The following is a 23,939-nucleotide window of genomic DNA, read 5'->3' on the forward strand; positions in this document are numbered from 1 at the left end:
GTCGGGGGAGTCGATGGGGATTGCGTCCAGTGCGCCGGTGCTGCGCTACGGCGCGCTCGACCGGGCGCACCTGACCAAGCACCTGCTCCAGCTGGCCAAGCGCGTGGGCGTCAACCGGGTCACGATGCGTGAACTGGCGGCGGAGGCGGGGACGGCGCCGTCGTCGGTGTACTACCACGTCCGCGACAAACGCGAATTGTTCGATCTGCTGATCGAATCCGTGCTCGCGCAGATCCAGGTGCCCAGCGACGGTGACTGGGAGGCGCGGCTGGTCGCGCTCTACACCAGCGCTTGGCAGGTGCTGCTCGCGGTGCCGGGGATCGCGGCGCTGCTGCAGGAACATCCGCACACCGCCGCGGCCACTGAGATGGATCGCGCCTCACGTGCCGTTCTACGCGAATCCGGCTTGCGGAAGCAAGATTTCGAGGCGGCGCATGCCGCGCTGTACATCCACCTGCTGGGTTCGGTGCAGCTCGAACACATCCGCGCCGCCGAGGCGCCCGACGATCGGGCGTTCGGCTACGGGCTGCGCCTGATCATCGCCGGCCTACGCAACGAGATCTCGGGGACCTGATGACACAAGCAACGATCGACCTCGGCCACCGGGATCTGTGGGCGTCGCGCTTCCCCGAGGACATGTTCGCCGAGTTGCGCTCCCGTACCCCGGTGTTTCACCAGCAGCTCACCGACAACGTCAAATCGACAGTGGGCCGCGAGTTTTGGGTGTGCACCCGGCACGCCGACGTCGCGCGGGTGCACCGCGACCACGAGTCGTTCACCGCGACCCGTGGCCCGCTGATTCAGGCGACCCCGCTGTTCGACGCGTACCCGGCCATCGTGAGTCTGGACCCGCCGGATCACACGGTGCGGCGCAAGGTCATCTCACGCGCGTTCACCCCGCGCGCGGTCGCCAAACTGGAGGACGGGATCCGCGAGCGGGCCAAGGCGATGGCCGGGGCGCTGCTCGAAGCCGGTGGTGGTGAGTTCGTCGATCTGGCTGCGGGGCTGCCGATCTCGGTGATCGGCGACATCGTCGGCATCCCGGACTCGGACCGGACACACGTGTTCGAGTTGATCGAGAAGGTGCTTGAGACCGCGGGTGCGCAGATGTCCGTGCCGGGCGGTGACGACGTGCTGCCGTTCGTGGAATTGTTCCAGTACGCCAGCGCGCTGACCGCACGCAAGCGGGAACATCCCGAGGACGACATCTGGAGCGCGCTGTGCACCACGGAGATCACCGACGAGTCTGGGGACAGCTTCCTGTTGCCGTCCAACGAGCTCGAGATCTTCTTCTTCGTCCTCGGCCTGGCCGGTGCCGATACGACGCGAAATGCGCTGTGCGACGGCATTCGGGCCTTCGTCGCCAACCCGGACCAGATCGCCGTGTACCGGGCCGAGCCGGACGCGCGGCGCACCGCCGTCGAGGAGGTGATCCGCTATTCCACGCCCATCATGTTCTGGGTGCGTGGCGCCACCAGGGACGTGATCCTGCGCGACACGCTGATTCCCGAGGGTGCGCGGGTGGTGACGATGCTGCGCTCCGCCAATCGCGACGACGAGGTCTTCGAGCGGCCGTACCGCTTCGACATTCGTCGCGATCCCAACCCGCACCAGTCCTTCGGCGGTGGTGGCGCCCACCATTGCCTGGGCGCGATGCTGGCCAGGGCTGAGGTGCGGGCCGCCCTTGACGAGATTCTGTTGAATGCCAACGAGATCGAAGTCGGCGAGCCGACGATGACGCTACCCAACCTGCAGAACAACATGACGGTCTACGACTCGCTTCCGGTCCGGCTGGCCTGACCCCGCACCGCCGGCGACCGCTCACAGCGGATCTATGTCCAGCCAACGCGAGACGTCGAAGTGGTCGTCGACGGCACGCAGCGCCGCGCCGCCGTGACCCGGGTAATGCGCCGGTATGACGGTCGCGCCCGCCTCGGCGGCCTCGGTGAAAATTCGCCGGCGGGTAGTCGCGGCGGCGGCCGGATCGACGTCGAAGGCGCAGGCGTCGCCGGGGCGACGCAGCTGCACCGGGCTGTGCGTGAGATCGCCGACGAAGACGGCCCGCGCACCCGCATCCAGCCACAGCACCGAGGACCCCGGTGTGTGCCCGGGGGCAGGCCGTAGCCGTAGCGACGGGCTGATCTGATAGTCGTCCGCCCACTGCACGATCTGCTCGTCGACGGGCAGCACGCTGTCCTCGAACACCAGCCGGTTCCCCCGCTGAGTCAACTCCTCCGCGTCGTCACGCGGCTGCTGCCGTGCGGCGGTTCCGTCGGGGTGGAAGTGAAGGTAGTCGGCCGCGGCCACCAGGTAGCGCGCGTTGGGGAACGTCGCGACCCAAGAGTCGTCGTCCCGCATGGTGTTCCACCCGACGTGATCGGAGTGGACGTGGGTGTTGACGACGACGTCGACAGCGTTGCGGTCGATTCCGGCGCCGTCGAGTGCCGTCAGGAATCCGGTGTCGAGGTGATCGAGCGGCGGCATGTGCGGGCGGGCGCGGTCGTTGCCGACGCCGGTGTCCACCACGACGGTCAGGCCGTCCACCTCGATCACCCAGCTCTGAATTGCGATGTGCCACTTATCGGTGGCGGGGTCGAAGAAGTCCGGCACCAGCAGGTCGGCGTTGTCGCGCCAGCCCGACGCGGGCGTCCCCGCAAAAGCGCGGGCCGGCAGGTCGAACCGCAACTCGAGCACCCGCGTCAGTGCGGCGCGACCAAGTCGCGTCTTCACTGGTTGGCGCGCAGGTAGCTGTACACGCCCGCGAAGTTGCGGTTCACCTCCTCGGGAACTGGCACAGGGCCGCCGAGCGCCCTTGCACCCCAGGCGATCTGGGCGGTGCGCTCGACCAGTGCGGTGATGTGCAGCACCTTGTCGGGCCGCGGGCCGACCGCCACCAGGCCGTGGTTGGCGACCAAAGCGGCGCCGCGCCCCTCGAGCGCCTTGACCGCGTTGGCGCCGACGTCGGGCGTGCCGGAGGCGGCGTAGTCGGCGCAGCGCACGTCGCCGCCGCAGTACACCGCGAACTCGTCGATGCAGGCCGGAATCGGTTGATGCGCGGCGGCGAACATGGTGGCCCAGATCGGGTGGCTGTGGATGACGCTGCCGATGTCGTCGAACGCGTGGTAGCAGGCCAGGTGCAGGTGCATCTCGGTGGACGGCATCCGGCCCTCTTTGGCGTGCAGCACAGCGCCTTCCGGGTCGACCAGCACCAGGTCGTCGAGCGCCATGTCGGCGTAGTCCACCGACGACGGCGTGATCACCAGGTTCCCGTCGGGCCGTCGCGCCGAGATGTTGCCCGCGGTGCCCTCGACCAGGCCGCGGCGCAGCATGTCCTTGGCCGCGGCCAAAACGGCGTCTTCGGCGTTCTTGACCGACTTCATGAACCGAGCACCTCCGGGTTGACGATGTGGGTGGGCGTGCCGCCGGACAGCAACGCTTCGAGGTCGTCGGCGACCATCTGCGCCTGCCGGACCTCAGTGTTCCACGTGGCGCCCCCGATGTGGGGGGTCAGCACGACGTTGGGCATCCCCGTCAGCGGGTGATCGGTCGGCAACCATTCGCCGGCGAAGTGGTCCAGTCCGGCGGCGGCCACCTTGCCGTCGCGCAGCGCCGCGACCAGCGCGTCGGTGTCGTGCAACTGGGCGCGGGCGGTGTTGAGGAAGACCGCGCCGTCGCGCATGGCGGCGAACTGTTCGGCGCCGATCATCCCGACGGTGTCGTCGGTGACGGGCGCATGCAGCGACACGACGTCGGCCTCACCCAGCAGGTCGGCCAGGCTGTGCCGGGCTTCGTTGTGGTACGGGTCGTGGGCGATGACGCGCATGCCCAGCCCCGCCAGCCGCCAGCGCAGCGCGCGGCCGACGGCACCCAGGCCCACCAACCCCGCGGTGAGCCCGGCGATCTCCCAGCCCCGAAACCGCTGATATGGGATGACACCGTCGCGAAACATATTGCCGCTGCGCACATCCGAATCCGCGGTCAGCAGGTGGCGAGTGGCGGCCAGCAGCAACGCCACGGCCATCTCGGCCACCGCGTCGGCGTTGCGTGCGGGCGTGTACAGCACGGGGATCCCGGCCGCGGTGGCGCCGGCGACGTCGACGTTGTTGGGATCGCCGCGGGTGGAGGCGATGGCGCGCAGGCCCAGCTCCAGCACCGGTCCGGAAACCGAGTCGCTTTCCACCACAACGACATCGGCGTTTTCGCCGGTGATCCGCTCGGCGAGCTGCTCGCCGCTGTAGATCCGCAGTGGGGTCGCAGCCCGCTCGGTGATCCAGGGGTCATACACCACATCGGCCAGCTCACGCAGCTTGTCAAACCCTGGTCCGCGCAGCGGGGCCGTCACCAGGGCACGCGGTCGAGACGTCACGTCTGCCAATGCTGGCGTACCGTGGCGCCCGTGTCACGTTTCGACGGCCAGGACGTCACCGTCGGCATCGACGTGGGTACGACCGCCGTCAAGGCGGTAGCCGCCGACGAGAACGGCCGGGTGGTCGCGCGCGCGCGGATTCCGCATCGGCTGTTGGTGCCGGCGCCCGACCTGCTGGAGCACGACGCCGACGAGGCGTGGCGGCTGGGTCCGGTGGCCGCCCTGGACCGGCTGGGCGACGCAAAAGCCAAGGCGGTCGCCGTCGCGGCGATGGTGCCGTCGATGACCGCGGTCGACGCGACCGGCCGGCCGATCACCCCCGGACTGCTCTATGGCGACGCCCGGGGCTGGGTGCCCGGCGCGGCGCTGCAGCGGACGCAGCCCGTGCCCGCGCTGGGTGAGGCCGCGGAGTTCCTGCGCTGGACGGCCGCCGCCGCGCCGGGCGCGGCCGGGTACTGGCCGGCCCCGGCGGTGGCCAACCACGCACTGGCCGGCGAGCCGGTGCTCGACTTCGCCACCGCAATCACCACCCTGCCGCTGTTCGACGGGACCGGCTGGAACGCCGCGGCGTGCGCGGAGTGCGGTGTGACCGTCGATCGCATGCCCAGGGTGGAGACGTTCGGATCGGCGGCGGGGCAGGTGCGCGACAGCGGCGCCGTGCTGGCGGTCGGCACCATCGACGCCCTCTGCGAACAGCTCGTGTCGGGCACCAACCGCGAGGGCGACGTGCTGGTGCTGTGCGGGACCACGCTCATCGTGTGGGTGACGGTGTCCGACCCCCGCCAGGTGCCGGGGCTGTGGACCATTCCGCACACGGTCGCCGACATGAGCGAGATCGGCGGGGCCAGCAACGCGGGCGGCCTCTTCCTGGACTGGGTGAATTGCCTTGTCGCGCCGGGTGATCCGACGACGGTCGAGCCGGGGCGGGTGCCGGTCTGGTCGCCGTACATCCGCGGCGAACGCACGCCGCTGCACGATCCCGACCGGCGCGCGGCGCTGGACGGCCTGAATCTCACGCACGACGCGGCGTCCGTGCGCCGGGCCGCCTTCGAGGCTTCGGCCTTCGTCGTTCGGCAGCTGATCGAACTGAGCGGATCGCCGGTGGCGCGCATCGTGGCCGCCGGTGGCGGCACCCGGGTCCAGCCCTGGATGCAGGCCATCGCCGATGTGACCGGCCGGCCCGTGGAGGTGTCCGCCGTGGCCGAGGGCGCGGCGCTGGGCGCCGCTTTCCTCGCCCGCATGGCGGTCGGTCTGGAGACGACGATCACCGACGCCGCGCGCTGGGCCGCCATCGACCACGTCGTAGAGCCCCGGCCGGAGTGGATAGATCCGGTCGCCGACCGTTATCAACGGTTCCTCGAGCTGAGCGTGCCGGGGCCGACCTAGCCGAACCGGGGCGCGGGAGCTGTCGTCACGTTCTAGGCTTATGCAATGACCGATCACGATCACACCGCCGTCCGCCGCGAGATCACCGACGCCCTGCTCAAAGCTCTCGAACGTCGCCACGAGATCGCCGATGTGGTGGTGGAGTCGCCGAACAAGGCGGCCGCGGTCGAGTCGATCGTCAAACTGCTCGACACCTCCCATCAGGCCGCCGAGGCGGTGATGAGCATGCGGTTCGACATGCTCACCCAGGACGCCCGCAAGAAGATCCTGCACGAGCTCGACGACCTGAACAAACAGCTGACCTTCGCGCTGGGCGACCGCCCCGCGAGCTCGGGCGAGAGCCTTGAGCTGCGGCCCTTCTCCGCGGACCAGGACCGGGACATCTTCGCCTCGCGCACCGACGAGATCCGCACCGCCGGCGACGGGTCCGGCAGGCCCGCCGGCAACCTGGACGACGAGATCCGCTCGGCGCTGCGCCGGGTCGAGATGGAAGAAGCCGCGTGGTTCGTGGCCGTCGACTCCGGTGAAAAGGTGGGGATGGTGTTCGGCGAACTCCTCAACGGCGAGGTGAACGTCCGGATCTGGATCCACCCCGAGCACCGCAAGAGGGGCTTCGGCACCGCCGCGTTGCGCAAGTCGCGGTCGGAGATGGCGTGGTTTTTCCCGGCCGTGCCGCTGGTCGTGCGCGCGCCCGCAGCAAACCCCGGCTAGTCGATTCGGCCCTCGTCGGGCTCATTTACACGCGCGTAACGCGCGCTTATGATCAAGCCCTGTTACCTCGGATGTCCACGAACAGCCCAGTGGCGGGGAGATCATGTGCCGAATTTTCTGATCGGCGTGGAACCCGTTGTACCCGTTTGCCTTCTGGACTGCATAACGCTCGGCAACTACTACGGGAACGGTGGTTCAAGTGAGTCGGCTGAATCGTCAATGGTATGAACACCCCTCGCTGCTGCTGCAACTGAAGGCGTTGTCGGGCCTGCGCGACGACCTGCGCGACCACAACCTGTTCGAGGGCGACGGCATTCGTCCGAAAGACGATCTCGGCGATCCCACCGAGGAGGTCAAGCGGGCGCGCACCCCGGACGGGACATGGAACGACCTGTCCGATCCGTGGATGGGGTCGAGGGGATCGGGCTTCGGGCGCAATGTCCCGCTGGCCCGCACCGTCACCGACACCACGCGCATCCTCGACCCCGACCCGCGGGTGGTCAGCCGTCGCCTGATGGCGCGCGATGAATTCAAGCCCGCCGGAATCATCAACGCATTGGCCGCAGCCTGGCTGCAGTTCGAAAACCACAACTGGTTCTTCCACGGTGATGGCTTGGCGGACAAGACGATCGACATCCCGTTGCGCAAGGGCGACGACTTCCCCGAGAACCCGATGCGGATCCGCTGCACCATCCCGCCGCGCGGCGAGATCGTGAACGGCTGTCCGGCGCCGGTGTTCAGCAACGTCGAGACCCACTGGTGGGACGGGTCGCAGATCTACGGCAGCGGCAAGGACCGGCAGGCCGAGGTCCGCACGTTCGTCGACGGCAAGATCAAGGTCGGCGACGACGGCAGGCTGCCGAAGAGCGACATCCCCGGCATCGATCTCACCGGCATGCGGGAGAACTGGTGGGTCGGCGTGGGTCTGCTGCACACCCTGTTCGCCCGCGAGCACAACTCCGTCTGCGACGCGCTGAAGAAGGCCTACCCGAGCTTCGACGACCAGCGCCTGTTCGAGCTGGGTGTCCTGGTGGTCTCGGCGCTGATCGCCAAGATCCACACCGTCGAATGGACGACGTGCGTCCTGCGCCACCCCGCGCTGCAGATCGGCATGAACGCCAACTGGTTTGGCGCCCTCGGCGAGGCGTTCAAGGACAGGGTCGGCCGGATCGGCGACAGCGAGGCGCTGTCGGGCATCATCGGATCGGCGACCGACCACCACAGCGCACCGTTCTCGTTGACCGAGGAGTTCGTGTCGGTCTACCGCATGCACCCGCTGATTCCCGACGACTGGAACTTCTTCTCGCTGGAGTCCGGGGAGCATCTCGAGAAGCGCGACTTCACCGAGCTGCAAGGACGTTTCACCCGCGACTTCATGGACCGCATGGAGATGGGTGACATGTGGTACTCGTTCGGTCTGGCCAGCGCCGGCGCGGTGTGCCTGCACAACTACCCCAACGCCCTGCGCCGCCTGACCCGCGTCGACGGTCAGGTCACCGACCTGGCCACGCTGGACATCGTGCGCGACCGGGAGCGCGGCGTGCCGCGCTACAACGACTTCCGCGAGGCCCTGCGGATGCCGCGCCGTAAATCCATCGACGAGATCACGCCGAACGCGGAGTGGGCCGCGGAGATCAACGAGATCTACAACGGCGACGTCGATGCCGTCGACCTGCAGATCGGCATGCAGGCGGAGCAACCGCCGAAGGGCTTCGGCTTCTCCGACACCGCGTTCCGCATCTTTATCCTGATGGCGTCGCGGCGGCTGAAGAGCGACCGGTTCTTCACCAGCGACTTCCGGCCCGAGGTCTACACCCAGACCGGATACGACTGGGTGAATCACACCACGATGAAAGATGTTTTGCTGCGCCATTATCCGCAGCTGCAGCCGGTGATCGGCGATGTCGAGCGGGTATTCGCGCCGTGGCCGAAGCTGGGCGCAGCCGTGCCGGGCAAGAAGCACGCCGTGATGCGCCTCGCCGACTCGGTCCGCGCGTACCTGCCCTGGGGCGGCTAGGCCCGTGGTCGACTTTCCGCACGCGTCCGCCGTCGAAGGCCTGCGATTCACCGCCCAGATCGGCGCGCCCAACATCATCCTCGGGTTGTTCAACAAGCGCGAAGTGCCCAGCCGGATCGCCTCGAAGGTGGCCGCCGACTACCTCGGCTACCGGTTGGTGGACGGCCTGGTGCGCAGTTACGGCCCGGGACCGTTCTACGTTCGGGTCGCCCGCGACGAGGCGCTCTTGGTCCACCACCCCGACGACCTGCGATTCGTGCTCGGCGGATCCCCGGACCCGTTCGCGTCGGACCCGGACGCCAAGCGCAAGGGGATGACGGCGTTTCAGCCTGAGGCGCTGACGATTTCGCGGGGCCAGCAGTGGCAGGATCGCCGTAAGTTCGCCGAGGCCGTGCTCGACACCGGCGCGCCCGTGCACCGGCTGGCCCAGCCGTTCGTCGACGCCGCCGCGCAAACCGCGGCCGAACTCGTCGCAGGAACCATCCGCTGGCAGAACTTCAACGAGGCGCTGCAGCGCCTGACCCGCCGTGTGGTGTTCGGCGCCGCCGCCGCCGACGACACCGAGCTGACCGAGCAGTTGGGCGAGCTGATGTCGGCGGGCAACCGCATGCCCGACGAACCCGCACCCGGCTACGACGAGTTCATCGCGCACATCGGGACCTACCTGACCGACCCCGAAGCCGGCAGTCTCGCCGCGCTGATCCCGGAGGCCCCCGACCCCGGGGTGCCGCCGGCCGGCCAGCTGGTGCACTGGCTGTTCGCAATGGGGGACACGCTGGCCGCCAACACTTTCCGTACGCTCGGCGTGCTGTCGACCCATCACGAGCAGCTGCACGAGGTGACCGCCGAAATGGCGGGCGCCGACATCGGCTCGGCCGCCGGCATCGCCAAGCTTGACTACCTGGCCGGCTGCCTGTACGAGACCATGCGGCTGTGGCCCACCACGCAGCTGTTCGGCCGGGTGACCACGCGCGACGTCGAGTTCCCCAATGGCGCCGTACTGCCCGAGGGGCAGCAGGTGTTGATCTACAACGTGTTCAACCACCGCAACCGCGACCGCATCCCGTATGCGGACAAGTTCTCGCCGGGCGAGTGGGTCAGCGGGGACGCGGGCGACGACTGGTCGTACAACTTCTTCAGTCACGGGCCGCAGGGCTGCCCGGGCACCGGCCTGGCGATCCTGCTCGGGCAGGCGGTGTTGGCCCACCTGATCGACGCGGGCGCGACCAACTACTCCGGAACGCGCCTGAACCCCGCGCGTCCGTTGCCGCACGCATTCGACCTGTACGGGTTCAGCGTGGCGACGACGGCGATCGACTAGTCCCGTCGCGTGCCCGCGAGCGTGCGCCGACACGCCTAAATGGCCACTGTGTGCACACTCGCGGCGGCCCGCTCAGGGAACCCCGGCGCGGCCCCTAGCCGAGCACGGCGGTAATTGAGGTGATGCTGCTGAACTGGGCCGCCGCTTCGTCGTCGGGGAAGCCGCGGCCGTACTCGGCGAACATGTCCCGTCGCGGCCGGGTGTTCACCTGCCAGCCCCGATCGGTCAGGTAGTCGACGACGTTGCTGCGCTCGCCGTCGTAGAACAGACCGGTGAGGTCGATATCGCAGCCCAGGTTGACCCACCGTTGGTTGAATTCCCGAGCTCGCTCACCCAGAGTCGCGTCGGTGTCGGCGTGATATTCGGTGGCCAGCCTGCTCCCGGGGGCGCTTAGGGCCGTGATGTCGTCGAACAACCGGTCCTGTGCCTGCGGCGGGAGATACATCAGCAGTCCTTCGGCGCTCCACGCGGTGGGCTTCGTGGCGTCGAACCCGCTTTCGCGCAACGCGGCGGGCCAGTCCTCCCGCAGGTCGATGCTGACGGTCCGGCGTTCGGCGGCCGGGGCGGCGCCCAGGGCCGCCATGGTGGCCGTCTTGAAGTCGACGACCTTGGGCTGGTCGACCTCGAAGACCACGCTGCCGTTCGGCCAGGACAGCCGGTAGGCCCGGGAGTCGAGGCCCGCGGCCAGAATGACCGCCTGGCGGACGCCCGCACCCGCGGCGTCGAGGAAGAACTCGTCGAAGAACCGGGTCCGCACCGCCATCGAATCGGTCTCGAACTGCAGGTCCCGTTCGGCGTCGGCGTAGCCGTCAGGCGGGGTTATGACGCCGTCGACCAAGCCCGTGAAGAAGTCGAGGCCGACCGCGCGGACCATCGGCGCCGCGAACGGGTCGTTGATGATCGCGTCGGGTTCGCGGCTGGCGATCGCGCGGGCGGCGGCGACCATGGTGGCGGTGGCGCCGACGCTGGATGCCAGGTCCCAGCTGTCTCGATCGGTGCGTGTCATGCGTGCTCAGCTCCCTTTCGAGGGCTATTTGGATATTTAGCAAATGTAAAGAGATGCCATCACTCTACGCCTATTTTGGGAGCCGTTCGGCGGCTATTTCCCGGCCCGTTTCGGGCGTTGCGCGGCGACCCTGGCAAGACCACCCCGGACCAGCTGTTAGTCTCGTACACGGTTTGACGCGCGACGCCGTACGTCGTGGCCTGCAGGTGTTGGGCGCGCAACTCAGGATGACCCGGGCTCGCGCAGGAGGAAGAGTGCTTTCGGCTTTCATCTCGTCGCTGCGGACAGTCGACTTGAGACGGAAGATCCTGTTCACGCTGGGGATCGTGGTGCTCTATCGACTGGGCGCGGCCATGCCGTCTCCCGGCGTCAACTTCACCAACGTGCAGCAGTGCGTCAGGGACGCGACCCGCGGTGAAGCCGGACAGATCTATTCGCTGATCAACCTGTTCTCCGGCGGCGCGCTACTGAAGTTGAGCGTGTTCGCGGTCGGGGTGATGCCCTACATCACCGCCAGCATCATCGTGCAGCTGCTGACCGTGGTCATCCCGCGGTTCGAAGAACTGCGCAAAGAGGGCCAGGCCGGCCAGGCGAAGATGACGCAGTACACCCGCTACCTGTCGATCGCTCTGGCGATCCTGCAGGCCACCAGCATCGTGGCGCTGGCGGCCAACAACGGGCTGCTGCAGGACTGCCAGCTGGACATCATCGCCGACCAGAGCATCTTCACCCTGGTCGTGATCGTGCTGGTGATGACCTCCGGTGCCGCCCTGGTGATGTGGATGGGTGAGCTGATCACCGAGCGGGGCATCGGCAATGGCATGTCGCTGCTGATCTTCGTGGGTATCGCCGCGCGCATCCCGTCGGAAGGAAAATCCATTCTGGACAGCCGCGGCGGCGCCATCTTCGCGGCCGTCTGCGTGGCCGCGCTGATCATCATCGTCGGCGTGGTGTTCGTCGAGCAGGGCCAGCGCCGCATCCCCGTTCAATACGCCAAGCGCATGGTGGGCCGCCGCATGTACGGCGGAACGTCGACGTATCTGCCGCTCAAGGTCAACCAGGCCGGCGTTATCCCAGTCATCTTCGCGTCGTCGCTGATCTACATCCCGCATTTGATCACCCAGCTGGTCCGCAGCGGGACCGGTGGCGCCGGCAAGGGCTGGTGGGACAAGTTCGTCAACACCTATCTGTCGGACCCGAGCGACCCGGTCTACATCGGCATCTACTTCGGGCTCATCGTCTTCTTCACCTACTTCTACGTGTCGGTCACCTTCAATCCCGACGAGCGGGCCGACGAGATGAAGAAGTTCGGCGGCTTCATCCCCGGTATCCGACCGGGCCGGCCGACCGCCGACTATCTGCGCTATGTGCTGAGCCGGATCACTCTCCCGGGCTCGATCTATCTCGGCGTGATCGCGGTCCTGCCCAACCTGTTCCTGCAGATCGGCAACGCCGGAGGGGTCCAGAACCTACCCTTCGGTGGTACGGCCGTTCTGATCATGATCGGTGTCGGCCTGGATACGGTCAAACAGATAGAAAGTCAGCTCATGCAGCGCAACTACGAAGGGTTCCTTAAGTGAAAGTTGTCTTGCTGGGGCCGCCGGGAGCGGGCAAGGGGACACAGGCTCAGAAGCTCGCCGAGAAGCTTGGGATTCCGCAGATATCCACCGGCGATTTGTTCCGGCACAACATCGAGAACGGCACCCCGCTCGGGCTGGAGGCCAAGCGCTACCTGGACGCCGGTGACCTGGTGCCTTCCGAGCTGACCAACAACCTCGTCGACGACCGGTTGAACGACCCCGACACTGCCAACGGCTTCATCCTGGACGGCTACCCGCGGTCGGTGGAGCAGGCCAAGGCGCTGCACGAGATGCTCGAGCGCCGGGGCACCGACATCGACGCCGTGGTGGAGTTCCGCGTGTCCGAGGACGAACTGCTGCAGCGCCTCAAAGGCCGTGGCCGGGCCGACGACACCGAAGACGTCATCCTCAACCGGATGAAGGTCTACCGCGAGGAGACCGCGCCGCTGCTCGAGTACTACAGCGGCGAGCTGAAGACGGTCGACGCCGTCGGGTCCCTCGACGAAGTCTTCGCCCGCGCGCTGCAGGCGCTGGGCAAGTAGTCATGAGCGCGTTGGCACGACTGCGAAGTCGCAGGGTCGTGCCGCAGCGCAGTGCCGGCGAACTCGACGCGATGGCCGCCGCCGGTGCCGTCGTCGCGGTTGCGCTCAATGCGGTCAAAGCCGCCGCGGAAACCGGGGTGTCGACCCTGCACCTCGACGAGATCGCGGAGTCGGTGATCCGCGAAGCCGGCGCCGTCCCGTCGTTCCTGGGCTATCACGGCTACCCGGCGTCGATCTGCGCCTCGATCAACGACCGCGTCGTGCACGGCATCCCGTCGGCCGCGGAGGTGCTGGCACCGGGAGACCTGGTGTCCATCGACTGCGGTGCGGTGCTGGACGGCTGGCACGGCGATGCCGCCGTCACGTTCGGCATCGGGACCCTCATACCCGTCGACGAGGCGCTCTCGCATGCCACCAGGGAGTCGCTGGAAGCCGGCATCGCGGCGATGGTCATCGGCAACCGGCTGACCGACGTCGCGCACGCCATCGAGAGGGGCACCCGCGCCGCCGAGGCCAAGTACGGACGGGCGTTCGGGATCGTGGAGGGGTACGGGGGCCACGGCATCGGCAGGCACATGCACATGGACCCGTTTCTGCCCAACGAGGGCGCGCCCGGGCGCGGTCCGCTGCTGGCCGCCGGCTCGGTGCTGGCCATCGAGCCGATGCTGACGCTGGGCACGGGCAAGACCGTGGTGCTCGACGACGAATGGACGGTCACCACCGCCGATGGCTCACGGGCGGCGCACTGGGAGCACACCGTGGCCGTGACCGAGAGCGGGCCGCGCATTCTGACCGTCGCCCCCTAGCCAGAACGGCTGCTGGCGCGGGCACCCGCCGGCGCGGTGAACTAGACACCTACCCGACTCGTGTCAGTTGCGGGAGGTGATCGAGTGGCTAGGGTGGCTGGTACCCGGGGCGCGTCCGGGGCTGCTGAAGCCGCTCTGATGAAGGCGCTCTACGACGAGCATGCCGCCGTCCTGTGGCGTTATGCGCTGCGGCTGACGAGCGATGCGAGCCAGGCCGAGGATGTGGTCCAGGAAACGCTGCTGCGGGCGTGGCAGCACCCGGAAGTGATCGGTGACACGGAACGCTCGGCTCGGGCGTGGCTGTTCACCGTCGCCCGCAACATGATCATCGACGACCGGCGCAGCGCGCGATATCGCAACGTCGTCGGCTCCATCGACGAGGACGGGGCGCCCGAGCAGTCCACGCCGGACGAGGTGAACGCGGCGCTGGACCGGATGCTGATCGCGGATGCGATGGCCCAATTGTCCGGCGAGCACCGGGCTGTCATCGAGCGGTCCTACTACCGCGGATGGACCACCGCCCAGATAGCCACCGACTTAGGAATCGCCGAGGGAACAGTGAAGTCGCGATTACACTATGCCGTACGGGCATTGCGGCTCACTCTGCAGGAACTGGGAGTTACCCGATGACAGCCAACGGGTCCGTCCGGCTGGTAATCGGCTCCGAATACTTGAGGGTGACGGGAGATGGATGACATGAGGACGCCGCTGCGGGGGCTCGGCCCGCCCGGTGACAGATCCGGTTTCGGTGCCGGTTTCGACGAGGGACGTGACTTTCCAATGGGTGACGACGACCGCTACGCGACATGGGACGCCGCGTACGTGCTGGGGTCGCTGTCCGCTGCCGAGCGCCGCGAGTTCGAGTTGCACATGGGCGAATGCCCGCCCTGCCGCGAGGCGGTCGCCGAACTCAGTGGTGTGCCGGCGCTGCTTTCGCAGCTTGGCGCCGACGACGTCGCCGCGATCAGCGCGTCCGGCGGGGCCGCGGGAACCAGCTTCGCGACGCCGGAGATGTCGCCAGAGTTATTGCCGACGCTGCTGGAAAAGGTGCGTTGGCGCCGACGCCGCACCCGTCTGACCACCTGGGTCGCCTCCGCCGCCGCCGCGGTGGTGTTGGGGGTCGGCGTGTTCGTCGGGGTGCAGGGTCTTTCCGCGAGCGGTCCGCAGCCGGTGACCGCGTCCGCCCAACCGATGGCGCAGGTCGGCACCGACATGCTGACGTCGACGGTGGCGGTCACTCCGCAGCACTGGGGCACGTTCATCAACCTGCACTGCGTCTGCCTGGCGCCGCTGAATGCCCATCACGACACGCTCGCGATGGTCGTCGTCGGACGCGACGGCAGTCAGACCCGGCTGGCCACCTGGGTGGCCGAGCCCGGCCACACCGCGACGCCGGCCGGCAGCATCTCCACGCCGGTCGATCAAATCGCCGCGGTGCAAGTGGTTTCCGCTGATAACGGCCGGGTCTTGTTGCAGCGTTCGCTGTAATTCCCAACCGCGGGTGAACTAAATACATCCGCGCCCCGTGTCCATGACATGCCACGGGAGCACCGAGTCGTCGACCAGATCATCGACCGACTCGCGGCCATCGGGGTCGACCACATCTTCGGAGTGGACGGCGCCAACATCGAAGACCTGTACGACGCGGCCCACTTTCACCACCGGGTCACCGCGGTCCTGGCCAAGCACGAGTTCTCCGCCGCGACAATGGCCGACGGGTACAGCCGGGCCGGGGCGGGGCTGGGTGTGGTGGCGGCGACCTCCGGTGGCGGCGCGCTGAATCTGGTTGCGGGCCTGGGCGAAGCGTTGGCCAGCCGGGTGCCGGTGTTGGCGTTGGTGGGTCAGGCGCCGACGACCATGGACGGCTTGGGCAGCTTTCAGGACACCAGCGGACGCAACGGATCGCTGGACGCGCAGGCGGTGTTCTCCGCGGTGTCGCTGTCGTGCGAGCGGGTGTTGACGCCGGCCGGCATCGATGCGGCGCTGACCCGGGCGATCGCCGCGGCGCGCAGTGGCGGACCGGCGGTGTTGTTGCTGCCCAAGGACATTCAGCAGGCACGGGTGGACTCGCGCAACGGCCATGCGGCGCGTGAGCTGCGGCCGATCGGCAATCCGCAGCCGATCGTCGGGGCGCTGGTCACCGCGCGCGGCCCGGTCACCGTCATCGTCGGCGAGCAGGTGGCCCGCGACGACGCCCGCGCGGAGCTCGAGGCGCTGCGCGCCTTGCTGCGGGCCCGGGTGGCCACAGTTCCCGACGCCAAGGATGTCGCCGGCACACCGGGGTTGGGGTCGTCGTCGGCGCTGGGGGTGACCGGCGTGATGGGTCATCCGGGGGTGGCCGAGGCGGTGGCCGCCAGCGCGGTGTGTCTGGTGGTGGGGACACGGCTGTCGGTGACCGCGCGCACCGGCCTGGATGATGCGCTGTCGGCGGTGCCGACGGTGTCGATCGGCTCTGCGCCGCCGTATGTTTCGGTGTGCGCGCACGTGCACACCGAGGACCTGCGCGGCTCGCTGCGAATGCTGATCGCGGCGTTGTCCGGGCCTGGTCGGCCGACGGGTGTGCGGGTGCCCGACGCGGTGCGGCGCACCGAGCTTGCGCCACCGCCGCATCGCGGGCCCGGGGTGCGCTACCGCGACGCGATGGCGGTGCTGGACGGTGTGCTGCCCGACGGGACCGACGTCGTCGTCGACGCCGGCAACACCGGCGCGTCGGCGATCCACTATCTGCCGGCGCGGCGCGACGGGAGATTCGCGGTGGCGCTCGGCATGGGGGGCATGGGGTACAGCTTCGGGGCGGGCATCGGGATGGCGTTCGGGCGTACCAACACCGGGCGCGCGGCCGGGCGCACCGTCGTGATCGCCGGAGATGGAGCGTTTTTCATGCACGGCATGGAGGTGCACACGGCGGTGCACTATCGGTTGCCGGTGACGTTCGTGTTGTTCAACAACAACGCCCACGCCATGTGCGTGACCCGCGAGCAGCTGTTCTATGACAACGTTTACAGCTACAACCGATTCCGGCCCAGCCAGCTGGGCGCGGGCCTGGCCGCGATGTTCCCGGGCCTGCCGTCGATCGACGTCGGCGATGCCGACGCGTTGGCCGTCGCGCTGCGCGCCGCACTGGCCATCGACGGCCCGGCGGTGATCAGCGTCGCGTGCGCCGCCGACGAAATTCCGCCGTTCGCGCCATTTCTCGGTGGCAAGTCAATGAAAACACTTGCCACGAAAAAGAGTACAACCGTGAAGGAGAACCGCACCGATGTCGCTGCCAGCGCTTGAGGATATCGTCACACCGATCGGCGGCGTGGTCCGCATCGAAACCAGTCCGCGGGAGAAGGCCACCCCGATCATCATGGAGATGATGCGGTCGGTGTACCCGCACGACCAGGTTTTCGGGCAGTACTGCACCGTCAACGACTACGTCGACTGCCCGCCCGACGAGCTGTACGCGTACCTGGCGGACACCCGCAGCCTCGAGGAGTGGACGTACAGCCTGCGGGGCTTCACCACCACCGACGAGCCGGGCCTCTGGCTGGCGTACGACCGGCTCGGGTCCGAGACCAAGATCTACACCCGCACCGTGGCCGACGGTGCGGCGCGGACCGTGGATTACCACTGCGCGTGGGACCAGGGCAAGCACCTGTGGATGGTCTATCTGATGCGCGTCGTCGACGCGCAGGTGGTGCTCGACAAGCCCGGTTCGGTGGTGCTGTGGACCAATTGTCACCACCCGTTCTACGACGAGAACCCGTACCCGGAGACGGCTCCGGCGGAGCGGCCGGTGTGGGTCGGCGACTTCTGGGACATGTTCGGCGCCGGACACCTGCTGGAGCTGAGGAACCTCAAGGCGATCGCCGAGTACCGCCACCGCAATGGCCTGCCGGTCACACCCGAATGGATGAAATGAACATGAACAAGCCCAGCGTCAGCCTGATCGACGTCTCTACCTACCTGCCCGGTGAGCCGATCGGCGCCGAGTATTACGCGCAATTCGCCGAGTCCGACGACCTGCGGGAAAACCTGATGTTCCGCGCGCCGAAGTTCCGCCACCACGTCGGGCCCGACGAGAGCGCCATCGACATGATGGAGCGGGCCGCGCAGGGGCTGATCGAGCGCCACGGCCACGACGTGATCGAGGGTGTGGACGTGTTGATCACGCACACCCAGGTGCCGGACATGGCGTTCTACGGGGAAGGCGGCGGCCTGGCCCACCGGCTGGGGCTGCGGCCGTCCTGGGTGTTGGATTTGAACAACGGCGGGTGTGCGGCATTCGTGTTGGCGCTCAACGTGGCTCGCAAACTGCTGGCTGCCGGCGAGGGGCGCACGGCGCTGATCGCGATCGCGCAGAACGCCGCGGGGCAGTTCTTCGACCAGGCCACCGTGCGCCGCAAGGCGCAGTCCGCGGTGCCGGGGGATGGGGCGGCGGTCGGGTTGGTGGCTCTGTCCGACCGCTCGCCCATCCTCGACGTCGAGTGCCGCACCTACGGCGAGTACGCCGGCGAGATGACCCTGTCCTACGACCCGCCGCGCAAGTGGTGGGCCGCCGGGTCCGGCGAGGGCAGCATCGGGTTCACCGAGAGCAAGATCACCAAGGTGCTGGCCCGCGGCAACCGACAGGTGCCCGAGGTGGCATACGCCGTGTGCGACCGAATCGGCATGTCGCCCAAGGACATGGACCTGCTGGTGACCAACCAGCCCAACCGTGCCTTCCTGCGCAACTGGCGCGAGGCGCTGGAGCTGCCGCCCGAACGCCACCGCGACACGTTCGACGAGTGTGGCAACCTGTTCGGCGCCGGCATCCCGGTCAACTTCGACCGCGCGATCACCGACGGCCAGCTGAACGCCGGTGACACGGTGCTGATGGCGGCCTTTGCGCACGCCGGCGACTTCGCCGGCGCGGCGGCGGTGCGCTGGGGCGGGCGCGGGTGATGTCCGTGTTGGCCAGCCCGGTGGATTTTCCGCACGCCGTCGATCCGTTTGCGCTCTCGCTCAACGAGAACCCGTATCCGCCGCTGCCCGCGGTGCGCTCGGCGCTGATTCGCTCGATCGACGCCGCCAACCGGTACCCGGAGTTTCTGCCGCAGCGGTTGCGCGCGTTGATCGCCGCGCGGATCGGCGTGCCCGGTGACCAGGTGGTGCTCGGCGCCGGCGCGACCGGGGTGGTGCTGCAGGCCCTGCAGGCGCTGACCACCCCCGGCGACTCGATCGCCATGGCCTCGCCCACCTTCGACGGATATCCGATCATCGCCGCGATGGCGCGGCTGAAGCCGGTGTTCGTCCCGTTGGACCGCTGCGGCCACAACGATCTCGACGGCCTGGCTGAGGCCGCCGCCGATGCGCGCGTGGTGGTGGTCTGCCGCCCGCACAACCCGACCGGCACCCTGGAGCCGACGGCCGAAATCGTCGGCTTCCTGCGCCGGGTGCCACGCGACACCGTCGTGCTGCTCGACGAGGCCTACATCGAGTTCGCCGCCGGCCAGCACCGAATCGACGTCGGGTCCCTGACGACGCGTTTCCCCAATGTGGTTCTGGTGCGCACCTTTTCCAAGGCCTACGGGCTGGCCGGCCTGCGCATCGGCTACGGCGCGGCTTCGCGGGAGCTGGCCTGCACGCTGTGGACCCAGCAGCTGCCGTTCGGCATCGCGATCACCGGCCTGCTCGCTGTCGCCGCGTCCTATGACGCCGAAGACCAACTGCTGCAACGCGTCCGGTCCATCACCGCCGAACGCCGCTACCTGCGGATGCGCCTGCACGCCATGGGGATATACACCCCAGACGCACACGCCAACTTCGTCTACCTGCCCCCGGAAGGGGGGTCATGGCGCGACGTATTCGCGGACACCGGCCTGCATGTCCGCCACTACGCCGACGGCGCCGCACGAATCACGGTGGGCGGCCGCGAATCCACGCTGGCGGTGTTGGAGGCGGTCGCGCGGCCCGCGGCCACCGCGAGCTGAACGGGCGGCGGTGAAAGACAACCCGGCTTCCCCCGCTGAGGGGGCGGGGGAAGCCGGGCGTCGCAGCTGCGGTATGAAAGGGCGTGGCCCCCTCGCAAAAGCGTGACCCGATCGCCGTCGCGCGGGCCAACTGGGAGCACGCCGGCTGGGGCGATGTGTCAGAGGGCATGGTCGCGGTGACGTCGGTGATGCGGGCGCATCAGATCCTGCTGGCCCGCGTCGAGACGGCGCTGCGCCCCTACGACCTGAGCTTCTCCCGCTTCGAGCTGCTGCGGCTGCTGGCGTTCAGCCGGACCGGGGCGTTGCCGATCACCAAGGCGTCGGACCGGCTGCAGGTCCACGTCACCAGCGTCACCCACGCGATCCGGCGGCTCGAGGCCGACGGGCTGGTGCAACGGGTGCCGCACCCCACCGACGGGCGGACGACGCTGGTGCGGATCACCGAACTCGGCCGCTCGACCGTCGAGGACGCCACCGTGACGCTCAACGAGCAGGTGTTCGCCGACATCGGCATGGACGCCGACGAGTCGCGCGCGCTGGTGTCGTCGATCGAGACGCTGCGGCGCAACGCCGGCGACTACTGAGCGGCGACGCCGAGCGTGCGGGAAACTGGCCAGGAACGGCTAGGTCGCGGACCCCCCGCGCAGGGTTTCGATCACCGCGCTGAAGTCCAGATCCGCGTGGTCCGCAGCGAATTTCGCGTAGATCTCCGCGGCGTGGGTGCCCAGCGGGGCGGTCGAACCGGTCGAGGCCACCGCGTCCATGGCCAGGCCCAGGTCTTTATTCATCAGCGCGGTCGCGAACCCCGGTTTGAAGTCGTTGTTGGCCGGCGAGGTGGGCACCGGTCCCGGCACCGGGCAGTTGGTGTGCACCGCCCAGCAGTTGCCGGTGGCGCCGGTGATGACGTCGAACAGTGACTGCGCCGAGAGCCCGAGGTTCTCGGCCAACACGAACGCCTCACCGATCGCGATCTGCTGCACCGCCAGCACCATGTTGTTGCACACCTTGGCGGCCTGGCCGGCGCCGGCCGCGCCGCAGTGAATGATCTTGCCCGCCATGGGCTCCAGCACCGGGCGTGCCCGCTGCAACGCCGACTCGTCGCCGCCAACCATGAACGCCAGCGTGCCGGCGACCGCACCCTTCACCCCGCCGGAGACCGGCGCGTCCAGCTGGGGCATGCCGTGCGAGCCGGCCAGAGCGTGCACCTCACGCGCATCGTTGACCGAGATGGTGGAGCTGTCGATGAACAGCGCGTCCGCCCGCGCGGCGGGCAGCACGTCGGCGTAGCAGCGCCGGACTACGTCGCCGTTGGGCAGCATGGTGATGACCACGTCGGCGTCGGTGACCGCGGCCGCGGCGCTGTCGAACACCGTGGCACCGTGGGCGGTGGCCGCTTCCTGTGCCGCGGGTACGGGGTCATACCCCCGCACGGCGTGGCCGGCGGCGACCAGGTTCGCCGACATCGGCCCACCCATGTGGCCCAGCCCCAAAAAGGCGATCGTCAGATGCTCCGTCATGGCTCTCTTTCTAGGGGTGGCTGCTAGCCCGCGCGGAATCGGGTGGCCTCGGCCCTACCGATGACCACACGCATGATTTCGTTGGTTCCTTCCAAAATTCGATGCACCCGCAGATCGCGGACGATCTTTTCCAGACCATACTCGCGCAGGTACCCGTAGCCGCCATGCAGTTGCAGGGCCTTGTCGGCGACCTCGAAGCACGCGTCGGTGACATAGCGTTTGGCCATCGCGCACAGTTCGACCTTGTCGGGGTGGTCGGCGTCGAGCGCACTCGCGGCCCGCCACAACAACATTCGCGAGGTCTCCAGGCCGGTGGCCATGTCGGCCAGGGTGAACCGGATGGTGGGCTCGTCCAGCAGCGCGGAGCCGAACGCCTGCCGGTCGCGGACGTATGCCCCCGCCGCGTCGAAGGCGGCCTGCGCGCCGCCGAGCGAGCACGCCGCGATGTTCAATCGGCCGCCGTTGAGGCCGTTCATCGCGATGCCGAAGCCGGTGCCCTCGCCCTCGGCGCCGCCGAGCATCGCATCGGCGGGAACGCGCACACCCTCGAGGATCACCTGTGCGGTGGGCTGGGCGTGCCAGCCCATCTTTTCTTCGAGCGCGCCGAAACTCAGCCCCGGACTGTCCTTTTCGACGATGAAGGTCGAGATGCCACGCGGCCCCGGTTTGTCAGGGCCGCCGGTCCTGGCCATCACGACGTAGACGTCGGACGCGCCGGCGCCGGAGATGAACTGCTTGACGCCGTCGAGCACGTAATCGCCACCCTGTTTGACGGCGCGGGTGCTCAGCGCGCTGGCATCCGATCCGGCACCGGGTTCGGTCAGGCAGTAGCTGGCGATGACGTCCATCGAGGCCAGACGCGGAATCCACGTCTTGCGCTGTTCGGTGGTGCCGAACCTGTCTATCATCCACGCGCACATGTTGTGGATCGACAGGAACGCCGCGGTGGTGGGATCCGCGATGGCCAGTTGCTCGAAGATGCGCACCCCGTCGAGGCGGCGCAGCCCGCTGCCGCCCACGTCCTCGCGGCAGTAGATGGCCGCCATCCCGAGTTCGGCGGCCTCGCGCAGCACGTCCGTCGGGAAGTGCTTGGTGGCATCCCATTCCAGGGCGTACGGAGCGATGCGCTTCTCCGCGAAGGCGGCCGCCGTCTCGACGATCACCCGTTCTTCGTGGTCGTGGTTAAACATGACGGCTAATCCATTGTGGGAATGCTGAATTCGGCACCGTCCTTGATGCCCGACGGCCAGCGCGACGTGACGGTCTTGACCTTGGTGTAGAACTGGATCGACGTCGGCCCGTGCTGGTTGAGGTCGCCGAAGCCGGAGCGCTTCCAGCCGCCGAAGGTGTGGTAGGCCACCGGAACCGGGATCGGCACGTTGACGCCGACCATGCCGACCTGCACCCGGGAGACGAAGTCGCGGGCGGCGTCGCCGTCGCGGGTGAAGACCGCCACGCCGTTGCCGTACTCGTGCTCCGAGGGCAGTCGCAGCGCCTCTTCATAGTCGTGGGCGCGCACGATGCACAGCACCGGCCCGAAGATCTCGTCGGTGTAGATCGACATGTCCGCCGTGACGTGGTCGAACAGCGTCGGGCCGATGAAGTACCCGCCCTGCAGGTTCGCGTCGTCGAATGTCAGGTCGTCGCTGGCGCGTTCGCGGCCGTCGACGACCAGTTCGGCGCCGGCGTCGACGCCCTGGGCGATGTAGTCGCGCACGCGGTTCAGGGCGGCCTCGGTGATCAGCGGGCCGTAGTCGGCCTTGGGGTCCAGGCTGTGGCCAACCCGCAGGCCGTTGATCCGCTCAACGAGCCTGGCGCGCAACCGGTCCGCGGTCTGTTCGCCGACCGGGACCGCGACGCTGATCGCCATGCAGCGCTCGCCGGCGCTGCCGTAGCCGGCGCCAATCAGCGCGTCGACGGCTTGGTCGAGGTCGGCGTCGGGCATCACGATCATGTGGTTCTTGGCGCCGCCGAAGCACTGCGACCGCTTGCCGGTGGCCGCCGCCCCGGCGTAGATGTACTGCGCGATGTCCGAGCTGCCGACGAAGCCGACCGCGTGGATGTCGGGGTGGTTCAGGATCGCGTCGACGGCCTCCTTGTCGCCGTGCACGACCTGGAACACGCCGGGCGGCAGGCCCGCCTCGAGGAATAGCTCGGCCAGCCGCAGTGGTACCGACGGATCGCGCTCACTGGGCTTGAGAATGAACGCATTTCCGCACGCCAGGGCCGGGCCGGCCTTCCACAGCGGGATCATCGCCGGGAAGTTGAACGGGGTGATGCCCGCGACCACACCCAGGGGCTGGCGCAGCGAGTAGACGTCGATGCCCGGGCCCGCGCCCTCGGTGTACTCACCCTTGAGCAGATGCGGAATGCCGATGCAGAACTCGATCACCTCGATGCCGCGCTGGACGTCGCCGCGCGAGTCGGCCAGCGTCTTGCCGTGCTCCAGGGACAGCAACTCGGCCAGCTCGTCGATGTTCGCGTTGACCAGTTCGACGAAGCGCATCAGTACCCGCGCGCGGCGCTGCGGATTCCATGCGGCCCAACCCTTTTGGGCCTCGACGGCCGCCGCCACCGCGGCGTCGATGTCCGCCTGACCGGCCATCGGCACCGTGGCCTGGACCTCGCCGGTGCTGGGGTTCAGCACGTCCGCGGTGCGGGTGGACTGGCCGGCGGTGCGCTGCCCGTCGATGAAATGCGGAATCTGTGTGGTCATGGCCATCCAAAGGT

The 23,939-nt window shown here is 68.4% G+C and carries 23 protein-coding genes; 16 read left to right on the top strand and 7 right to left on the bottom strand.

Annotated elements, in window-relative coordinates:
- The first annotated feature begins 13 nt into the window (after nt 1-13).
- Nucleotides 14-574: a TetR/AcrR family transcriptional regulator gene (locus AC5Y5V_RS19575; RefSeq protein ID WP_499938680.1), complete on the top strand. Its 561-nt coding sequence runs from the start codon at nt 14-16 to the stop codon at nt 572-574.
- Nucleotides 574-1,800 (top strand): cytochrome P450, encoded by a 1,227-nt coding sequence (locus AC5Y5V_RS19580; protein WP_499938682.1) that lies wholly within the window; start codon nt 574-576, stop codon nt 1,798-1,800. The genes AC5Y5V_RS19575 and AC5Y5V_RS19580 overlap by 1 nt, the downstream gene beginning before the upstream one ends.
- 21 nt (nt 1,801-1,821) lie before the next feature.
- Here the strand turns inward: AC5Y5V_RS19580 and AC5Y5V_RS19585 are convergent, their stop codons facing one another.
- The 3 genes from AC5Y5V_RS19585 to AC5Y5V_RS19595 are packed head-to-tail and all read right to left on the bottom strand — an operon-like array spanning nt 1,822 to nt 4,366.
- Nucleotides 1,822-2,730: an MBL fold metallo-hydrolase gene (locus tag AC5Y5V_RS19585; RefSeq protein WP_499938685.1), complete on the bottom strand. Its 909-nt coding sequence runs from the start codon at nt 2,728-2,730 to the stop codon at nt 1,822-1,824.
- Nucleotides 2,727-3,380 carry an L-fuculose-phosphate aldolase gene (locus tag AC5Y5V_RS19590; protein ID WP_499938687.1) on the bottom strand — a complete coding sequence of 218 codons (654 nt, stop codon included), beginning with the start codon at nt 3,378-3,380 and terminating at the stop codon, nt 2,727-2,729. The genes AC5Y5V_RS19585 and AC5Y5V_RS19590 overlap by 4 nt, the downstream gene beginning before the upstream one ends.
- Nucleotides 3,377-4,366 carry an NAD(P)-dependent oxidoreductase gene (locus tag AC5Y5V_RS19595; RefSeq protein WP_499938689.1) on the bottom strand — a complete coding sequence of 330 codons (990 nt, stop codon included), beginning with the start codon at nt 4,364-4,366 and terminating at the stop codon, nt 3,377-3,379. Before AC5Y5V_RS19595 ends, AC5Y5V_RS19590 begins: the two co-directional genes overlap by 4 nt.
- Nucleotides 4,367-4,387: 21 nt before the next feature.
- Between AC5Y5V_RS19595 and AC5Y5V_RS19600 the strand changes: the two genes are divergently transcribed.
- The 4 genes from AC5Y5V_RS19600 (at nt 4,388) to AC5Y5V_RS19615 (ending at nt 9,801) form a co-directional block, all read left to right on the top strand.
- Complete coding sequence (locus AC5Y5V_RS19600; RefSeq protein ID WP_499938691.1) at nt 4,388-5,752, top strand: xylulokinase; 1,365 nt, start codon at nt 4,388-4,390, stop codon at nt 5,750-5,752.
- Nucleotides 5,753-5,797: 45 nt separating this feature from the next.
- A complete protein-coding gene (locus AC5Y5V_RS19605; RefSeq protein WP_499938694.1) occupies nt 5,798-6,463 on the top strand; it encodes a GNAT family N-acetyltransferase in 666 nt (221 codons plus the stop codon).
- 199 nt (nt 6,464-6,662) lie between these two features.
- Nucleotides 6,663-8,480, top strand: a complete 1,818-nt coding sequence (locus AC5Y5V_RS19610) for a peroxidase family protein (RefSeq protein WP_499938696.1) — start codon at nt 6,663-6,665, stop codon at nt 8,478-8,480.
- Between the two features lie 4 nt (nt 8,481-8,484).
- The gene (locus tag AC5Y5V_RS19615) at nt 8,485-9,801 is read left to right on the top strand and encodes a cytochrome P450 (RefSeq protein WP_499938698.1); all 1,317 of its coding nucleotides are present in this window, start codon (nt 8,485-8,487) and stop codon (nt 9,799-9,801) included.
- A gap of 94 nt (nt 9,802-9,895) precedes the next feature.
- Here AC5Y5V_RS19615 and AC5Y5V_RS19620 read toward each other — a convergent pair whose 3' ends face one another.
- The gene (locus AC5Y5V_RS19620; RefSeq protein WP_499938700.1) at nt 9,896-10,807 is read right to left on the bottom strand and encodes a class I SAM-dependent methyltransferase; all 912 of its coding nucleotides are present in this window, start codon (nt 10,805-10,807) and stop codon (nt 9,896-9,898) included.
- Nucleotides 10,808-11,061: 254 nt separating this feature from the next.
- Between AC5Y5V_RS19620 and secY the strand changes: the two genes are divergently transcribed.
- The 10 genes from secY (at nt 11,062) to AC5Y5V_RS19670 (ending at nt 20,276) form a co-directional block, all read left to right on the top strand.
- Nucleotides 11,062-12,387: a preprotein translocase subunit SecY gene (secY, locus tag AC5Y5V_RS19625; protein WP_499938703.1), complete on the top strand. Its 1,326-nt coding sequence runs from the start codon at nt 11,062-11,064 to the stop codon at nt 12,385-12,387.
- Nucleotides 12,384-12,929 (top strand): adenylate kinase, encoded by a 546-nt coding sequence (locus tag AC5Y5V_RS19630; protein ID WP_499938705.1) that lies wholly within the window; start codon nt 12,384-12,386, stop codon nt 12,927-12,929. Before secY ends, AC5Y5V_RS19630 begins: the two co-directional genes overlap by 4 nt.
- A 2-nt stretch (nt 12,930-12,931) precedes the next feature.
- Nucleotides 12,932-13,735, top strand: coding sequence for a type I methionyl aminopeptidase (gene map / locus AC5Y5V_RS19635; RefSeq protein WP_499938707.1), 804 nt, complete (start codon nt 12,932-12,934; stop codon nt 13,733-13,735).
- An 84-nt stretch (nt 13,736-13,819) separates the two neighbouring features.
- Nucleotides 13,820-14,365, top strand: coding sequence for a sigma-70 family RNA polymerase sigma factor (locus tag AC5Y5V_RS19640; protein WP_499938709.1), 546 nt, complete (start codon nt 13,820-13,822; stop codon nt 14,363-14,365).
- Between the two features lie 57 nt (nt 14,366-14,422).
- Nucleotides 14,423-15,223 (top strand): anti-sigma factor family protein, encoded by an 801-nt coding sequence (locus AC5Y5V_RS19645; RefSeq protein WP_499938711.1) that lies wholly within the window; start codon nt 14,423-14,425, stop codon nt 15,221-15,223.
- A gap of 48 nt (nt 15,224-15,271) precedes the next feature.
- Nucleotides 15,272-17,014: a thiamine pyrophosphate-binding protein gene (locus tag AC5Y5V_RS19650; RefSeq protein ID WP_499938713.1), complete on the top strand. Its 1,743-nt coding sequence runs from the start codon at nt 15,272-15,274 to the stop codon at nt 17,012-17,014.
- On the top strand, nt 16,995-17,642 hold the full coding sequence (locus tag AC5Y5V_RS19655) for an SRPBCC family protein (protein ID WP_499938715.1): 648 nt from the start codon (nt 16,995-16,997) through the stop codon (nt 17,640-17,642). The genes AC5Y5V_RS19650 and AC5Y5V_RS19655 overlap by 20 nt, the downstream gene beginning before the upstream one ends.
- Before the next feature lie 2 nt (nt 17,643-17,644).
- Nucleotides 17,645-18,664: a 3-oxoacyl-ACP synthase III family protein gene (locus AC5Y5V_RS19660; protein WP_499938718.1), complete on the top strand. Its 1,020-nt coding sequence runs from the start codon at nt 17,645-17,647 to the stop codon at nt 18,662-18,664.
- The gene (locus AC5Y5V_RS19665) at nt 18,664-19,692 is read left to right on the top strand and encodes a pyridoxal phosphate-dependent aminotransferase (RefSeq protein ID WP_499938722.1); all 1,029 of its coding nucleotides are present in this window, start codon (nt 18,664-18,666) and stop codon (nt 19,690-19,692) included. Before AC5Y5V_RS19660 ends, AC5Y5V_RS19665 begins: the two co-directional genes overlap by 1 nt.
- 83 nt (nt 19,693-19,775) lie before the next feature.
- Nucleotides 19,776-20,276, top strand: coding sequence for a MarR family winged helix-turn-helix transcriptional regulator (locus AC5Y5V_RS19670; RefSeq protein ID WP_499938724.1), 501 nt, complete (start codon nt 19,776-19,778; stop codon nt 20,274-20,276).
- Between the two features lie 39 nt (nt 20,277-20,315).
- On the opposite strand, the gene mmsB is transcribed toward AC5Y5V_RS19670, so the two are convergent.
- The 3 genes from mmsB to AC5Y5V_RS19685 are packed head-to-tail and all read right to left on the bottom strand — an operon-like array spanning nt 20,316 to nt 23,925.
- Entirely contained in the window at nt 20,316-21,209 is an 894-nt protein-coding gene (mmsB, locus tag AC5Y5V_RS19675; RefSeq protein ID WP_499938726.1) for a 3-hydroxyisobutyrate dehydrogenase, read from the bottom strand.
- A gap of 23 nt (nt 21,210-21,232) precedes the next feature.
- A complete protein-coding gene (locus tag AC5Y5V_RS19680; RefSeq protein ID WP_499938729.1) occupies nt 21,233-22,399 on the bottom strand; it encodes an acyl-CoA dehydrogenase family protein in 1,167 nt (388 codons plus the stop codon).
- A gap of 5 nt (nt 22,400-22,404) precedes the next feature.
- Nucleotides 22,405-23,925: a CoA-acylating methylmalonate-semialdehyde dehydrogenase gene (locus AC5Y5V_RS19685; protein ID WP_499938731.1), complete on the bottom strand. Its 1,521-nt coding sequence runs from the start codon at nt 23,923-23,925 to the stop codon at nt 22,405-22,407.
- Between the last annotated feature and the right edge of the window lie 14 nt (nt 23,926-23,939).

It is taken from the genome of Mycobacterium sp. NGS68, assembly GCF_059812195.1.

Coding starts and splice junctions, on each gene's coding strand:
- AC5Y5V_RS19665 (WP_499938722.1), top strand. CDS start 18,664: ATGTCCGTGTTGGCCAGCCCGGTGGATTTTCCGCACGCCGTCGATCCG.
- AC5Y5V_RS19590 (WP_499938687.1), bottom strand. CDS start 3,380: ATGAAGTCGGTCAAGAACGCCGAAGACGCCGTTTTGGCCGCGGCCAAG.
- AC5Y5V_RS19645 (WP_499938711.1), top strand. CDS start 14,423: ATGGATGACATGAGGACGCCGCTGCGGGGGCTCGGCCCGCCCGGTGAC.
- AC5Y5V_RS19655 (WP_499938715.1), top strand. CDS start 16,995: ATGTCGCTGCCAGCGCTTGAGGATATCGTCACACCGATCGGCGGCGTG.
- AC5Y5V_RS19685 (WP_499938731.1), bottom strand. CDS start 23,925: ATGACCACACAGATTCCGCATTTCATCGACGGGCAGCGCACCGCCGGC.
- mmsB (WP_499938726.1), bottom strand. CDS start 21,209: ATGACGGAGCATCTGACGATCGCCTTTTTGGGGCTGGGCCACATGGGT.
- map (WP_499938707.1), top strand. CDS start 12,932: ATGAGCGCGTTGGCACGACTGCGAAGTCGCAGGGTCGTGCCGCAGCGC.
- AC5Y5V_RS19660 (WP_499938718.1), top strand. CDS start 17,645: ATGAACAAGCCCAGCGTCAGCCTGATCGACGTCTCTACCTACCTGCCC.
- AC5Y5V_RS19580 (WP_499938682.1), top strand. CDS start 574: ATGACACAAGCAACGATCGACCTCGGCCACCGGGATCTGTGGGCGTCG.
- AC5Y5V_RS19605 (WP_499938694.1), top strand. CDS start 5,798: ATGACCGATCACGATCACACCGCCGTCCGCCGCGAGATCACCGACGCC.
- AC5Y5V_RS19620 (WP_499938700.1), bottom strand. CDS start 10,807: ATGACACGCACCGATCGAGACAGCTGGGACCTGGCATCCAGCGTCGGC.
- AC5Y5V_RS19650 (WP_499938713.1), top strand. CDS start 15,272: ATGCCACGGGAGCACCGAGTCGTCGACCAGATCATCGACCGACTCGCG.
- AC5Y5V_RS19575 (WP_499938680.1), top strand. CDS start 14: ATGGGGATTGCGTCCAGTGCGCCGGTGCTGCGCTACGGCGCGCTCGAC.
- AC5Y5V_RS19680 (WP_499938729.1), bottom strand. CDS start 22,399: ATGTTTAACCACGACCACGAAGAACGGGTGATCGTCGAGACGGCGGCC.